This window comes from Rhodovulum sp. DZ06, from assembly GCF_050586345.1.
GTDB lineage: Bacteria > Pseudomonadota > Alphaproteobacteria > Rhodobacterales > Rhodobacteraceae > JBOCEF01.
Genome location: NZ_JBOCEF010000001.1, coordinates 239,265 through 253,935 on the forward strand (window position 1 = coordinate 239,265; position 14,671 = coordinate 253,935).

A 14,671-nucleotide genomic window follows, 5' to 3' on the forward strand; every position below is an offset into this window, starting at 1 on the left:
CCGGCGCGCGCGAAAAAGGCGCGACGGAGCGGCGGCGGTCAAACGTTGATCGGGAAGATGGCTGGGCGCGGTCGCGGCCTGGCTGTCCGAAGATCGTCGGGGCGGGACCGGTCGGATGGCGCGCCTGCGGGGACCTTCGGGGGTCGCGCGGGGGGGCTGTCGGGCCCGCCTGCGCGTCTCGTCGTGCCTTATCCTTATCCGACTGAAACAGTCAACCATCCGCGCGCGCCGCCCTGCCATGGCCGCGCGCCGCTGTTGCGCGGCTGCAACCCGGCCCCCGGGGCGCCGCGCCCCCCGACAGGCGAAGGGCGGCGCCTTTCGGCGCCGCCCTCGGCAAGGATCGCAGGATCGCCGCGCGCGCGGCTCAGGCGGCCAGGACCGCCCGGCTGCGCTCGTTCACCGGCAGGTGGACGACGGCCGAGAACAGCCCGATCCCGACGCCGATCCACCACACCGCGTCATAGGTGCCGTAGACGTCATAGAGCGCGCCGCCGAGCCACACGCCCGCGAAGCTGCCCAGCTGGTGCGACAGGAACACGATGCCGTAGAGCGTGCCCATGTAGCGCATCCCCCAGATATGCCCCACCAGCCCCGCGGTCAGCGGCACCGTCGCCAGCCACAGCGCGCCCATGGCGACCGAGAACAGCAGCACCGTGGTCGGCGTCATCGGCGCCCAGATGAACAGCGCCGAGGCCGCCGCGCGCCCGACATAGATGGCCGAGAGCAGGTACTTGCGGCTCAGCCGCGATCCCAGCGCCCCGGCGACCAGGGTGCCGACGATGTTGGCCAGCCCGATCAGCGCGATGGCCCAGGCGCCGAGCTGCACGGTGCTGCTCAGCCCCAGCCCGGCCAGCAGCCCCGCCGGGTCGATCGGCCCGCAGACCTCGGCCACGAAGGCGGGGAAATGCGCGGTGATGAAGCCCAGCTGATAGCCGCAGGAGAAGAAGCCGAGGAAGATCAGCGTGTAGGACGGATCGCGCAGCGCCCCGCCCATGACCTGCGCGAAGGACGCCTCGGCCCCCGTTCCCGCCGGGGCCTGGGGCGCGCGCAGCAGCGGCAGCAGCAGCAGAACCGTCAGCGCGATCCCCGCCAGCGCCAGGAAGGTGAAGTCGATGCCGCCCGAGGCGAGCAGCCGCTCCACCACCGGCGGCCCGACCACCTGGCCCGCCGACCCCGCCGCCGTGGCGATGCCGAGCGCCATGGAGCGGTGCGATTCCGGCGTCGCGCGCCCGACCATCGCCAGGATCACGCCGAAGCCGGTCCCCGCGATGCCGAAGCCGATCAGCACGTTGAGCAGCTGGTGCCCCTCGGGCGTCACCGCCTGCGAGGAGAGCGCAAGGCCCACCGCGTAGGTCACCGCGCCCAGCGCCAGCGCCCGCCGCTCGCCCCACCGCTCGGCGATCATGGCGAAGAGCGGCTGCCCGAACCCCCAGGCGAGGTTCTGGATCGCGATGGCGAGCGAGAATTCCGCCCGCAGCCAGCCGAAGCTTTCCGCCATCGGGATCTGGAACAGCCCGAAGGCGGCGCGGATGGCGAAGGAAATCAGGATGATGGCGCAGCCCGCCAGCAGCACGGGCGAGAGCAGCGCGGAGCGCGGGGCGGGAGCGGGAGAGATGGCGGTGGTCATGGCGGGTCCTCAGCGGGTCCAGACGGTGAGCGTGACGCCGTCCTCGGGGTCGATGTCCTGCACCTCGCCGGGGGTCATCCCGGCCAGGGACAGCGCGGCTTCGGGCGTCGGCGCCGCGGTGGGGAACAGCTGCGTGCCGCCCGACAGGCGGATCCCGGCCTTGCGCGACAGGTGGAACCCGTCGAAGCGGGGCAGGAACAGCCCGAACGGGGCCGATCCGCCCGGGATCGCGACGCGCCCGCCCTCGGGGAGCAGCCGCATCAGCATCGCGTCGATGGGCACGATTTCAGGGTTCCAAAAAAGAACCAACTCCTCCGCCTGGTCAAGCCCCGCGGCGGCGCGGGTCATCACCACCCGGCGGCGGCGCTTCAGGTTGGGCGTCGCCTCGTGGCTGGTGCGCCCGAGGATGGTGATGTCGGCGCGGTCGAGCTCGGCCTGGAAATAGGCCCAGTCGGCGTCGTTCATCAGCGCCCTGGGAAGCGCGCCCGAGGCGTCGGCGATGCAGCCGTCCTCGCACACGATGGCGTAGCCGTGGATCTGCCACTTGGGGTCTTGCATCGGGGGCCTCGGGTCGGGATGTGTTGCGCCGCGGCGGAAAGGGTGCAAATTCGCGCCGCGTGCGCGGCTTGTCAAAACAAGATAAGTCGGCGGAACTATCATCATGCCTTATGAATGGGCCGTCGCCCCGCCCCCGCGGCGCGCCCGGACGCAGGAGATCCCGATGACCCAGACGCCCATGGCCCGCTACCGCGCCCTTGTGAAAGACGGCGCGCTGAACCCGGACCCGGCGCAGAATCTCGGGATGGAGAAGCTCCAGATGCTGCATGAGCGGCTGAAGGGGTATGAGCCGAAGACGCCCAAGAAGCACTCGCGCGGCTGGTTCGGCTGGGGGCGGGAGCCCAGGCACGACGTGGCCGAGATCGGCGGGCTTTATATCTATGGCGGGGTGGGGCGCGGGAAATCCATGCTGATGGACCTCTTCGCCGAGACCTCGCCGGTCAGCCCCACGCGGCGGGTGCATTTCCACGCCTTCATGCAGGAGATCCACGCCCTGATCGGCGATGCGCGCAAGCGCAACGTGGAGGACCCGATCGCCGAGGCGGCGGAGAAGACGGCGGCCTCGGCCACGCTGCTGTGTTTCGACGAGATGCAGATCACCGACATCGCCGACGCGATGATCGTGGGGCGGCTGTTCGAGGCGCTGTTCCGGCGGGGGGTGGTGGTGGTGACCACCTCGAACCGGCATCCCGATGATCTCTACAAGAACGGGCTGAGCCGGGAGCTGTTCCTGCCCTTCATCGCGCTGATGAAGGAGAAGCTGGACCTGCACCATCTCGACGGCGCCGCGGATCACCGGCAGGACCGGCTGCGCGGGGAGCCGCGATATCTCGCGCCGCTGGGGCCGCAGACGGATGCGGCGATGGACCGGATCTGGGAGGAATGCGCCGCCGGGCCGGACCAGCCGCTGGAGCTGTCGGTTAAGGGGCGCAAGGTCGATTTCGCGCGGGCGCGGCTGCAGGGCCGGGCGGTGCGCGCGACGTTCGACGAGCTTTGCCGCCGTCCGCTGGGCGCCGCCGATTACCTCGAGCTGGCCGAGGTGGCGCACACGCTGCTGATCGAGGGCGTGCCGCGGCTCTCGCGCGCCAACAACAACGAGGCGACGCGCTTCGTGCACCTGGTGGACGCGCTCTACGAGGCGAAGCGGCTGGTTTACGTGTCGGCCGAGGCCTCGCCGGAGACGCTGTACACCGAGGGCGCGGGCAGCTTCGAATTCGAGCGCACGGCGAGCCGGCTCGAGGAAATGCAGGGCCAGGACTGGCCGCCGCAGGACGAGGGCTGAGCGGGGCAGGGGGCGCCGCAGGCGGCCCTCCGGCGGCGAATGGGGGGCATGGCCCCCTGAGGCGGCGGATCTTGCGCAAGGTGGGGGCGGGCGTCCTCGGGGGGCATGAAGCCCCCGCTCGGCCGCCCGCGCCGCGCGGGGCGCGGCGGCGCCCGGGATGGCGGGCCGGGCGTATCGGGGCGGATGTCGGGACCCTGCTGAGAAGCGCCTGAGGGAGGGGACTTCCCTCAGGTCGCAATCCCGAGGGTTGGTCGGCCCCGGACCGCGTCAAGGACAAGCCCGCTGCGCGGGTCGCCCGCGCCTGCGGCTTGGCGATCCTTGACCCGGTCCGGGCCCTCCCGCGCCTGGCGGGCGGGGGTGCGGCGGGGAGAGGCGCGCGCGGTCTGCACGCAGGGCGCGAGTCGATGGCGCTTCCCGCGCCCGCCATCCCTGCGCCATGATGGCGGCGGAGGCTGGCCCGCAGGGTCCGACCCGGGGGTCCGGCCCCACCGGAGCGGACGACTCTGGAGCGGACGGGGCCGAAGCGGACAGGGCCCGAGCGGACAGGGCCGGAGCGGACAGGGCCGGAGCGGACAGGGCCGGCGCCCGAACAGGAAAGGGACCGCCATGAGGATCGCGCCCAACCGGCGCTGGGTGATCGTGCCCGCGGCGATGATGCTCATCCCGCTGCTGCCGCTCAAGCTGCCCTTCGCCTACTACGCGCTGCTGCGCCTCGCGGTGTGCGGGGCGGCCGGGTTCCTCGCTTTCGACCGCTGGCGGCGGGAGCGGAACCTCGCCTGGGCGCTCGCCGGCCTCGCCGTGATCTACAACCCGGTGATCCCGCTCCATCTCGGGCGGCAGGCGCTGTGGGACCCGATCAACATCATCGGCGCGCTGCTGCTTCTGTTCGCCGCGACGCGCTGAGCCGCGGCGGCGCGGCGGCCTGGCCGCGGCGTGACCCCGGCCCGGCCCGGGCTAGCTGACCGGGGGCGGGCCCGCGGCGGCGCGCATCTCCGCCTTTCCTCCGACGACGGGAGCCCCCGCCATGATCCAACGCATCCGTTCCTGGCGCGACGCCGTGCTGGAGAGCTTCTGGTTCGTGCCGCTGGCCATGGTCGCCGTGGGGCAGGCCGGGGTGGTGGGCATCCTGGTCTACGGCGCCGATCTCGGGGCCGCGCTGGCCGCGCTCGGCTGGTCCGAGCCGTCCGAGGCGGTCAACGGCCTGGCGCGCGACATCGACCCGGACCGCGCCGCCGACGTGCTGACCACCGTGGCGGGGGGGATGATCACCCTCGTCTCCATCGTCTTCTCGCTGGCCTTCGTGGCGCTGACGCTGACCTCGCAGCAGCTGGGGCCGCGGGTGATCGACTACTGGCTCAGGGCAAACGCCACGCAGGGGCTGTTGGGGCTGTCGCTCTCGGCCTTCTTCGCCTCGGTCACCGGGCTGATCGCCATGGGGCTGGTGGAGCGCCCGGGGCGCGAGGCGCTGGCGGGGGCGGGGCTGGCGAGCCTGCTGGGCGCGCTGGCGCTGATCGCCACGGCGGTGTTCGCGACGCGGATGTCGGATGCGATCCGGGCCGACGTGACGGTGGCGCGGCTGGGCGCGGCCTTCGTGGCGGCGGTGAAGACCAGCTGCGCCGATTGCGCCCCGGCGGGCGAGGCGCAGGCCGCGCAGGCGCTGGCGCGGCTGGCCGAGCAGGAGGGGCGGGTCCTGTCGGCCCGCCGCGCGGGCTATGTCGGGGCGGTGGCGCTGGACTGGCTGGCCGGAGAGGCGAAGGCGAAGGGCCTGCGGATCTCGGTCACGGTGCGCGAGAACGACTTCGTGTTGCCCGGCGCCCCGGTGGCGCTGGTCCTCGGGCTGGCGGACGGGGACGAGCGGGGGCTGCGCGCGGCCGGGGACCTGGCCGACCGGGCGCTGACCCTGACCGAGCGGCGGCGGCGCACGGGGATGCCGGATTTCGAGGGCGACGCGCTGACCGAGGTGGCGCTGCGGGCGCTCTCGCCGTCGATGAACGATCCCTACACCGCGGTGTCCTGCATCGACCGGATCGGCGAGGGTTGCTGCGCGATGGTGCGCAAGGGCGCGCCGCGGCGGGCGGTGATGGAAGGCGAGATGGCCCGGGCGGCGAGCCCGGGCTGCGGGGCGGACTGGCTGGCGCCGCGGCTGTTCGGCCCGGTGCTTCATGCCGCCGAGGGCCAGCCGCTGGCGCTGGAGCGGCTGGCGGACCGGGTCGCGGACCTGGAGCGGGTGGCGCGGGAGAAGGGCGACTGGGCGGCGCTGGACGCGGCAGAGGCGCTGGCGAAGCGCGCCGCGCGGGCCGCGGCGCGGATGGAGGACCGGATGGATGCGGGCGCGGCGCGGCCCGGGGGCTATGCCTGACCGCGGTTCGGCGGGGACCGTCGGTTTGATCCGGGCGCCCGGCGGCGCAGCCGCCTGCGGGCGCGAACGGGGGGCTTGTCCCCCCTGGGCGCCCGCATCCCCCCGTGGGGCGACGGTTGGCCGGGGGCGGGCGACCTCGGGGGGCATGACGCCCCCGCTCGGCCGCCCGCGCCGCGCGGGGCGCGGCGGGCGCCGACCCGGAAGGGCGCGCTTGCTGCGGCGGGCTTACTGCGGCAGCGCCTCGCGCAGCACGCGGATCTGGTTGCCGCCCATCACCTTGGCGATGCGCTCTTCGCTCCAGCCCAGGGCCAGCATCTCGTGCGTCAGGGCGGCGAGCTCGGAGGTGTCGAACGCCACCTCCACCGCGCCGTCATAATCCGAGCCGAGCGAGACGTGGTCCTCGCCCATCAGCGCGATGGCGGCGTCCATCGCCGCCACGATCTCGGCCGGGGAGGCGCCGCAGGCCGCTTCCTCCCAGTAGCCCATGCCGATCACGCCGCCGGTCTCGGCGATCATCACCATCAGCGCGTCGTCGATGTTGCGCTTGCGCGGGCAATGCACGTGGACGCCCCCGTGGGACAGGATCACCGGCGCCACGCCCATCTCCAGCACGTCGCGGACCATGCGCGGGCTGGCATGGGCGACGTCGATGATCCCGCCCTTGGCCAGCACCGCCTGCACCACCTGGCGGCCGAAATCGCTCAGCCCGCCATTCGCCTCGCCATGCAGGGACCCGCCGAGCTTGTTGTCGAAGAAATGCGTCAGCCCGAAGGTGCGGTAGCCCGCGTCCCACAGCCCGTCGAGATTGGCGAGATCGCCGTCGAGCGCGTGCATCCCCTCGATCCCGAGGATCCCGGCGGTGACCTCCTCCCCGGCTTCGCGGCGGGCGAGGACGGCCTCGAGCCCGGCGCGGTCGCGCACGATGGCGAGGGCGGCGGGGTCGGCGGCCTCGAACCCGTGCAGCCGCTCGGCCTGGTGGATGGCGCGGGCGTAGAGGCTGGTCCAGGTCGCCGAGGGCCAGCGCTGGACCAGCGCCAGCGAGGTGATGTTGTCCCAGGTCTCGGCGGAGTTCTGGTCGTAGTTGAGCCCCGCGGGCGACTTGGTGACGGCGGTGAAGACCTGCACCGCCACGTTGCCCTCGGTCAGCCGCGGCAGGTCGACATGGCCGCGCGAGGACCGCTTGGTCAGGTCGCGATGCCAGAGCAGGGAATCGGCGTGCCAGTCGGCGATGTCGAGGCGGGCGTGCAGGGCCTTCGCTTCGGGCGAGACGGGCCAGGGGTCGTGGGCGATCATCCGGTTCTGGCCGTCCTCGACGATCCCCGGCGCGACGGTGAAGACTCCGATGGCGGCGACGCCGAGCACGAGGACGGCGCCGAGGCCGATCTTCTTCCACGAGGGCATGGGGCGAAATCCTTCCGCATCGCTGGCGCCGCTGGCGCCGGGGCGGGGATGGTCGCCCAAGGCGAGGGCGCGATCAATCCTGACGCGAGGTCGGGTGTGGGGCGGCGGGGTTGGTCGCGGCGGGGGCTGGCCGCGACGGGGGCGGTGCGGTGGGGTGGGGAGAGGAGCCCTGCCGGGAAGCGCCTGAGGGAGGGGGGCTCCCCCAGGTTGCATGTCCGAGGGTTGGTCGGCCCCGGTCCGCGTCAAGGACAGGCCCGCTGCACGGCGTGCAGGCACGCCTACGCGATCCTTGACCCGGCCCCGGACCCGGACCCGGCCCTCCCGCACGCGGCGGGCGGCGGGCGGCGGCGCGTTTGGGCGCGGGGGGAGGGCGGCGGCGAGGGAGGCGCTCGGATGCGGACCGGCGCGGCGGCGCGTTGGGCGAGGGGGGCGTGGACGGCGGGCGCCGGTCTCCTATCTCCCTTCGCATGAGCATGTTCCGACAGACCGCCTTCGCCCTGGCGCGGGTCGCCGCGCTGCTTCTGTTGCTCGCCGGGCTCTCGCTGCTGGCGCCGGGCCGCGGCGCGGCCGAGCCGGCGCGCGACGCGCTCTCCGGCCCCGGGCCGCTGGTGGTGATGCTGCGCCACGCGCTGGCCCCCGGAACCGGGGACCCGGCGGGGTTCACGCTCGGCGATTGCAGCACCCAGCGGAACCTCGACGACCGCGGGCGGGCGCAGGCGGCCCGGATCGGCGCGGCGCTGCGGGAGGCGGGCTTCGCGCCGGACGCGGTGCTCACCTCGGGCTGGTGCCGCTGCCGCGAGACGGCCGAGCTGATCGGCCTCGGGGCGCCCGAGCGGTTCCAGCCGCTCGACAGCTTCTTCGGGAACCGCGCCGAGGGCCCGGCGCAGACCGCGGCGCTGAAGGCGCGGCTGGCGGCGATGGGAGACGGCGAAAAGCTCCTCCTCGTCACCCACCAGGTGAACATCACCGCGCTGACCGGCATCTTCCCGTCCTCGGGCGAGGCGGTGGTGTTCCGGCCCGCCGCGGACGGCGCGCCCGAGGTGATCGGGACGGTCGAAACCGGCTGGTGAGCCCGCCTCAGCCCCCGCGCGGCGCCCAGAGGATGACGGCGGCGCCGAGGAGGCACAGCGCCGCTCCGGCGAGGTCCCAGGGATCGGGGCGGCGGCCCTCGGCCAGCCACAGCCAGGCCAGCGAGGCGGCGATGTAGACCCCGCCATAGGCCGCATAGGCCCGGCCTGCGTGATCGCTCGGCGCCATCGTCAGCAGCCAGGCGAAACCGGCGAGCGAGGCCATGCCGGGGAGCAGCCAGAGCGGCGAGGCCCCCATCCGCAGCCAGGCCCAGACGGCGAAGCAGCCCGCGATCTCGGCCGCGGCGGCGAGGGGGTAGAGAAGGGCGGTGGGCAAGGCGGGCCTCGGGTCAGGGAAGGGAAAGGGGGGGCGGCGGAGCCGGGTCAGGGGCGCTTGCGCGCCCGGGCCTTGCGGACGGCGCGGACTGCATAGCCGAGCAGCGTGAGGGTCACCCCCGCGGAGACCAGTGAGATCACGGTCCAGCGCAGCGCCAGCCAGGCCTGCGCCCGCAGGGCCGAGACGGGGCGCCAGGCTCCATCGGGGTCGCCCGGGACCCGGAATCGCGCGATCCAGCCCTCGCCCTCCTGCGCGACCTCGAGGATGCGGCCGTCGCCGTTCACCAGCAGACCGCCGATCAGCACAACGGCGAGGATCCAGGGCATGGCGCGGGCCTGCCGGTCGGCGAAGCGCACGGCCGCCGAGCGCCGCGGCGGGGGCGCGGGCGGCGGCGGCGGCGGGCCCATGGCGCGGGCGGAGCGGCGCGCCTCGCCCGCCTCCGCCTCTTGCCGGAAGATCGCCGGGCCGCGGCGGAGCGCGGCGATCCCGCGCTTCAGGGCGGCGTATGTGCGGGCGATCCGGGTCATGACGCGATGATGCCCGCCCGGGCCGGGGCGGTGCAAACGAAAGCGGCGCGCGATCCCTCGCGCGGCGCTTCCGGTCTTCGTGCGCAAGGCGTGGATCAGACCACGCGCTCGACCATCATCTTCTTGATCTCGGCGATCGCCTTGGCGGGGTTCAGACCCTTCGGGCAGGTCTTCGCGCAGTTCATGATGGTGTGGCAGCGATACAGGCGGAACGGATCCTCGAGGAAGTCCAGACGCTCCTGGGTCGCCTCGTCGCGGCTGTCGATCAGCCAGCGATAGGCGTGCAGCAGCGCGGCCGGGCCGAGGTAGCGGTCGCCGTTCCACCAGTAGGACGGGCAGGAGGTGGAGCAGGAGGCGCACATCACGCACTCATACAGGCCGTCGAGTTTCTTGCGATCCTCGATGGACTGGCGCCACTCCTTCTCCGGGGCCTGGGTCTGCGTCTCCAGCCAGGGCATGATCGCGGCATGCTGGGCGTAGAAATGCGTCAGGTCGGGGATGAGGTCCTTGACCACCGGCATGTGCGGCAGCGGGTAGATGGCGACGTCGCCGTCGATCTCGTCCAGGCCGTAGATGCAGGCGAGGGTGTTGATCCCGTCGATGTTCATCGCGCAGGACCCGCAGATCCCCTCGCGGCACGACCGGCGGAAGGTCAGCGTCGGGTCGATCTCGTTCTTGATCTTGATCAGCGCGTCCAGAACCATCGGGCCGCACTTGTCCATATCAAGGTAGTAGGTGTCGACGCGCGGGTTCTGGCCGCTGTCGGGATCGTAGCGGTAGATCTTGAAGGCGCGCACGTTGGAGGCGCCCTGCGGCTTCGGCCAGGTCTTGCCGACCGTCATGCGGGAGTTCTTGGGAAGCTTGAACTCGGCCATGTCTCGTTTCCTTGTCGGGGCCGCCTGGCCCATCCGGGCGGCGGCGCGTTGCGGTCAGAGGCGGGGGCGGCGCGGGGCCGCCCCTCGGCCGATCAGAAGGTGCGGGCCTTGGGCGCGATCTTCTTGAGGGCGATGCCGCCCTCGTCCTCGGTGGTCAGCGGGGCCTCGATCACCGGGCGGTAGGTCAGCTCGACGGCATTCCCTTCCACGCGGGCGACCGTGTGGACGCGCCAGTTCTCGTCGTCGCGCTCGGCGAAGTCCTCGTGCGCATGGGCGCCGCGGGATTCCTTGCGCGCCTCGGCGCCGACGATGGTGGCCAGCGCGTTGGGCATCAGGTTGCCCAGCTCGAGGCTTTCCATCAGGTCCGAGTTCCAGATCAGCGAGCGGTCGGTGACCTTGATGTCGGGCAGCTTGCCGGCGATCTCGGTCATCTTGGTCACGCCCTCGGCCAGCGAGTCCGAGGCGCGGAAGACGGCCGCGTCACTTTGCATGGTCTTCTGCATCTCGAGGCGCAGCTCGGCGGTCGGGATCGCGCCGTCGGCGTAGCGGACCTTGTCGAAGCGGCCCATGGCCTTGTCGACCTCGGACTGCGGCGCGGTCGGGATGGCGCTGTCGCGGTCCACCACCTTGCCGGCGCGGATCGCGGCGGCGCGGCCGAAGACCACGAGGTCGATCAGCGAGTTGGAGCCGAGGCGGTTGGCGCCGTGCACCGAGGCGCAGCCGGCCTCGCCCACGGCCATCAGGCCGGGGACCACGGCGGTCGGGTCGTCCTCGGTCGGGTTCAGGACCTCGCCCCAGTAGTTGGTGGGGATGCCGCCCATGTTGTAGTGGACGGTCGGCAGAACCGGGATCGGCTCTTTCGTGACGTCCACGCCCGCGAAGATCTTCGCGGACTCGGAGATGCCGGGCAGGCGCAGGGCCAGCTGCTCGGGCGGCAGGTGGTTGAGGTGCAGGTGGATGTGATCCCCGCCCTCGCCCACGCCGCGGCCCTCGCGGATCTCCATGGTCATGGAGCGGGAGACGTAGTCGCGCGGCGCGAGGTCCTTGTAGGTGGGCGCGTAGCGCTCCATGAACCGCTCGCCCTCGGAGTTGGTCAGGTACCCGCCCTCGCCGCGCGCGCCCTCGGTGATCAGGCAGCCCGAGCCGTAGATGCCGGTCGGGTGGAACTGCACGAACTCCATGTCCTGGAGCGGCAGGCCCGCGCGGGCGACCATGCCGCCGCCGTCGCCGGTGCAGGTATGGGCCGAGGTGGCCGAGAAATACGCGCGCCCGTAGCCGCCGGTGGCGAGCACGACCATCTTGGCGTGGAACACGTGGATGGTGCCGTCGTCGAGCTTCCAGCACACCACGCCCTGGCAGACGCCGTCATCGGACATCAGCAGGTCGATGGCGAAATACTCGATGTAGAACTCGGCGTTGTTCTTCAGCGACTGGCCATAGAGCGTGTGCAGGATGGCGTGGCCGGTGCGGTCGGCCGCGGCGCAGGTGCGCTGCACGGGCGGGCCCTCGCCGAACTCGGTGGTGTGGCCGCCGAAGGGGCGCTGGTAGATCTTGCCTTCCTCGGTGCGCGAGAACGGCACGCCGTAGTGCTCGAGCTCATAGACCGCGGCGGGGGCGGACCGCGCGAGGTATTCCATCGCGTCGGTGTCGCCCAGCCAGTCCGACCCCTTCACGGTGTCGTACATGTGCCACTGCCAGTTGTCGGGGCCCATGTTGGACAGCGACGCCGCGATGCCGCCCTGCGCCGCCACGGTGTGGGAGCGGGTGGGGAACACCTTGGTGATGCAGGCGGTGCGCAGGCCCTGTTCGGCCATGCCGAGCGTGGCGCGCAGCCCGGCGCCGCCGGCGCCGACGACGACCACGTCGTACTTGTGATCGGTGATATCGTAAGAGGCCATGTCCGGCTCCTTCTCTCGGTCAGACCGCGGGGGCGCTGCGCCGTTTACGCGCGCGCCGCGCCCGCGGATGCATGGGGGACGGCTTCGGCGGGATCAGCCGCCGAAGAAGACCTTGGCCACGCCCAGCACGCCGGTGACGGCGAAGAGGGTGCAGAGCAGGGTGTTGGCGAGCAGGGACGCCGTGCGGATCGCCGGGGCGTGCACGTAATCCTCGATCACCACCTGCAGGCCCAGGGCCATGTGGCGGAAGGCGACGGCGATGAACAGCACCGCGATGATCGCGTGGAACGGGTTCTGGTAGGTCGCCAGCGCCTCTTCATACGAGCCGCCGAGCGACTGGCCGAAGGGGAACACGAACAGCACGGTCAGCGGCACGAGCGCCACGGCGGTGACGCGCTGCGCCCACCAGTGATGCACGCCTTCCTTGGCGGAGCCGAGGCCGGTGACGGTGGCGCGGGGGGTCTTGAAGCTCATGATGTCTCTCCCGCTCAGGCGACGATGATCCAGGTCATCAGCGTCAGGGCGCCCGAGGCGACCAGCGTGATCTGACCGGAGAAGGTGACCTGGTCCATCTTGAAGCCGAGGCCCATGTCCCACCACAGGTGACGGATGCCGTTGCACAGGTGGTAGGCCAGCGCCCAGGTCGAGCCCATCATGATGATGTGGCCGATGAACGAGGTCATGACCCCGTCGGCGACCGCGAAATACTCGGGGCCCGAGGCGAGCGCGAGCATCCACCACGCGGTCAGCATCGCGCCGAGGGCGAGGCCGACGCCGGTGGCGCGGTGCAGGATCGACAGGACCGAGGTGATCTGCGGGCGATACACCTGCAGGTGCGGTGAGAGGGGGCGATCGCCCCGGTTGACGTCTGCCATGGTCTTCCCCTGACGGTCGGCGCGGGGGGCGTCCCCAGGGCCGGGGGCGTCCGCGCGGTCAAATCTTTCGTGTCGCGGCGCGGCGGGTGGGCCGTCGCGCCTGCGGGGCGCCGGATCTCCCTGTCCGGCGACGCGTCCCGGGACATGCCGGGTCAGCGGCCCGGGGCGTCTGCGCCCGCGGACCGCGCGCCCGTTCAATAGCATCGCGGGCGGGGGCGCCCCAAGCGCCGGGGGCGTGAAAGCGGCGACAGGCCGCGGAAAAGCGAACCGCGGCGCGGAGCGCGGGGCGCTGCGCCGGGTGTTTTGTGATCACGCCCCGACCCGTGTGATCACACTCTGCGGGCCGTGATCACATCGCGCGGTGAAGCGGCGCTTCACCAACAGAATCACTCGGGATTAGCCGGGGGGCGGGACGCGGGCGGGCGCATGAAAAAGGGGCGGCGGCCACGCGGCCCCCGCCCCTTCCGGCGCCTCGACCCCGAGGGGGCCGGCGTCACTTCGGCATCAGCGCCCAGAAGTCGAGGTCGAGCAGCACGCCCGGGGTGTACTTGCCGTCCTCGCCGCGCAGCGGCTTCGGGGTCGGGTCGTCCTTCACGGCGACGAGGCGCAGGCGGATGGCGCCGACGCCGGGGGCGGGCGTGTCGGCCTTCTCCAGCACCTCGGACCAGGCGTAGATCGTGTCGCCCGAGAGGCACGGGGCGACGTGGCTGCCGGCGTTGATCGCCACCATCATCTGCGCGTTGGCGAGGCCGTTGAACGAGAGCGCCCGGGCCATGGAGATGACGTGGCCGCCATAGATCAGGCGGGTGCCGTCGCCGCGGACCTGGGCGTTGAAATGGACCTTGGCGGTGTTCTGCCACAGGCGGGTGGCGAGCATGTGCTCGGCCTCTTCCACCGTCACGCCGTCGACATGGTCGATGCGCTCGCCGACCTCGTAATCGCCCCAGCGATGCGGCTCGCCGGCGGCGGCGAAGTCGTAGTTCTCGAAGGTCAGGCCCTCGGGGATGACCAGATCCTCGACCGGGACGACCTTGGCGAGCTCGGGGAGGACGGTCTCGGGCGCCGGGGCGTCGACGTTCCGCTTCTTGACCATCACCCAGCGGACCCAGGACAGGACCGGGGTCCCGGACTGGTTCACGGCGGTGGAGCGGACATAGACGACGCCGGTCTTGCCGTTGGAGTTCTGCTTGAGGCCGATCACCTCGGAGGAGGTGGAGATCGTGTCGCCCGGGTAGACGGGGGCGAGCCATTTCAGCTCGGCATAGCCGAGGTTCGCGACGGCGTTGAGGGACACGTCGGGGACGGTCTTGCCGAAGGCGATGTGGAAGGCGACGAGGTCTTCCATGGGCGAGCGCGGCAGGCCGGAGGCGCGGGCGAATTCATCCGACGACCACAGCGCGAAGCGCGCGGGATAGAGCGCGGTGTACATCGCCCGCTCGCCTTCCGTGACGGTGCGGGGGGTGGCGTGGGTCAGGACCTGGCCGATGGCGAAGTCCTCGAAGAAATTGCCGGGGTTGGTTTTCGCGGCTTTGGAATCTTGCGTCATCTGCGGGCCCTCTGGCGAAACGATCTTGCGGCGCACCATAGCCGCGGCTGCGGCGGGTGCAAGGGGGCCGGATGTACCAGGGGGCCGCGCGTCGGGCGTGGCGCGCGCGGCGGGCCGGGCGCCCGCGCGGCGCGGCGGCCGTTCGGCGCGTGGCGGGCGCAGCGGTGGGCAAGCGTCGGTCTGGTAGCGCCGCGCCCCGAATGCGGATGGAGGGGGGTGTGGGGGGGGGGGGGGGGGGGGGGACCCCCCCCCCCCCCCCCCCCCCCCCCCCGGCCCCCCCCCCCCCCCCCCAACAAAACCCCCCCCCCCCCCCCCCCCC

General features: G+C 72.5%; 14 protein-coding genes. 4 read left to right on the forward strand and 10 right to left on the reverse strand.

The genetic code is table 11. The annotated features are described in order from the left end of the window. Positions 1-364: 364 nt before the first annotated feature. Together ACQ5SO_RS01085 and ACQ5SO_RS01090 are read right to left on the reverse strand one after the other, a co-directional pair. On the reverse strand, positions 365-1,627 hold the full coding sequence (locus tag ACQ5SO_RS01085; RefSeq protein ID WP_430939706.1) for an MFS transporter: 1,263 nt from the start codon (positions 1,625-1,627) through the stop codon (positions 365-367). A gap of 9 nt (positions 1,628-1,636) precedes the next feature. Further along, positions 1,637-2,185, reverse strand: a complete 549-nt coding sequence (locus ACQ5SO_RS01090; protein ID WP_430939707.1) for a hypothetical protein — start codon at positions 2,183-2,185, stop codon at positions 1,637-1,639. A 163-nt stretch (positions 2,186-2,348) separates the two neighbouring features. On the opposite strand from ACQ5SO_RS01090, the gene zapE reads away from it, so the two are divergent. The 3 genes from zapE (at position 2,349) to ACQ5SO_RS01105 (ending at position 5,826) form a co-directional block, all read left to right on the forward strand. Then, entirely contained in the window at positions 2,349-3,467 is a 1,119-nt protein-coding gene (zapE, locus tag ACQ5SO_RS01095) for a cell division protein ZapE (RefSeq protein ID WP_430939708.1), read from the forward strand. Positions 3,468-4,073: 606 nt separating this feature from the next. Next, on the forward strand, positions 4,074-4,370 hold the full coding sequence (locus ACQ5SO_RS01100; RefSeq protein WP_430939709.1) for a DUF6804 family protein: 297 nt from the start codon (positions 4,074-4,076) through the stop codon (positions 4,368-4,370). Positions 4,371-4,491: 121 nt separating this feature from the next. Further along, positions 4,492-5,826, forward strand: a complete 1,335-nt coding sequence (locus ACQ5SO_RS01105; RefSeq protein ID WP_430939710.1) for a DUF2254 family protein — start codon at positions 4,492-4,494, stop codon at positions 5,824-5,826. Between the two features lie 225 nt (positions 5,827-6,051). Here ACQ5SO_RS01105 and ACQ5SO_RS01110 read toward each other — a convergent pair whose 3' ends face one another. Next, positions 6,052-7,227, reverse strand: a complete 1,176-nt coding sequence (locus ACQ5SO_RS01110) for a dipeptidase (protein ID WP_430939711.1) — start codon at positions 7,225-7,227, stop codon at positions 6,052-6,054. Between the two features lie 473 nt (positions 7,228-7,700). Here ACQ5SO_RS01110 and ACQ5SO_RS01115 point away from each other — a divergent pair, with 473 nt between their 5' ends. Next, entirely contained in the window at positions 7,701-8,297 is a 597-nt protein-coding gene (locus ACQ5SO_RS01115; protein WP_430939712.1) for a histidine phosphatase family protein, read from the forward strand. Between the two features lie 7 nt (positions 8,298-8,304). Here ACQ5SO_RS01115 and ACQ5SO_RS01120 read toward each other — a convergent pair whose 3' ends face one another. From ACQ5SO_RS01120 to ACQ5SO_RS01150, 7 genes are all read right to left on the reverse strand, one after another. Then, positions 8,305-8,631, reverse strand: a complete 327-nt coding sequence (locus tag ACQ5SO_RS01120; protein ID WP_430939713.1) for a YnfA family protein — start codon at positions 8,629-8,631, stop codon at positions 8,305-8,307. Between the two features lie 47 nt (positions 8,632-8,678). Next, positions 8,679-9,158: a hypothetical protein gene (locus tag ACQ5SO_RS01125; protein ID WP_430939714.1), complete on the reverse strand. Its 480-nt coding sequence runs from the start codon at positions 9,156-9,158 to the stop codon at positions 8,679-8,681. 95 nt (positions 9,159-9,253) lie between these two features. Beyond that, complete coding sequence (locus tag ACQ5SO_RS01130) at positions 9,254-10,033, reverse strand: succinate dehydrogenase iron-sulfur subunit (RefSeq protein WP_430939715.1); 780 nt, start codon at positions 10,031-10,033, stop codon at positions 9,254-9,256. Between the two features lie 92 nt (positions 10,034-10,125). Beyond that, a complete protein-coding gene (gene sdhA / locus ACQ5SO_RS01135; protein WP_430939716.1) occupies positions 10,126-11,931 on the reverse strand; it encodes a succinate dehydrogenase flavoprotein subunit in 1,806 nt (601 codons plus the stop codon). A gap of 93 nt (positions 11,932-12,024) precedes the next feature. Then, positions 12,025-12,405, reverse strand: coding sequence for a succinate dehydrogenase, hydrophobic membrane anchor protein (sdhD, locus tag ACQ5SO_RS01140; RefSeq protein ID WP_430939717.1), 381 nt, complete (start codon positions 12,403-12,405; stop codon positions 12,025-12,027). Positions 12,406-12,419: 14 nt separating this feature from the next. Then, on the reverse strand, positions 12,420-12,806 hold the full coding sequence (gene sdhC / locus ACQ5SO_RS01145; RefSeq protein WP_430939718.1) for a succinate dehydrogenase, cytochrome b556 subunit: 387 nt from the start codon (positions 12,804-12,806) through the stop codon (positions 12,420-12,422). A 493-nt stretch (positions 12,807-13,299) separates the two neighbouring features. Further along, complete coding sequence (locus ACQ5SO_RS01150) at positions 13,300-14,352, reverse strand: MaoC family dehydratase (RefSeq protein ID WP_430939719.1); 1,053 nt, start codon at positions 14,350-14,352, stop codon at positions 13,300-13,302. Positions 14,353-14,671 lie beyond the last annotated feature (319 nt).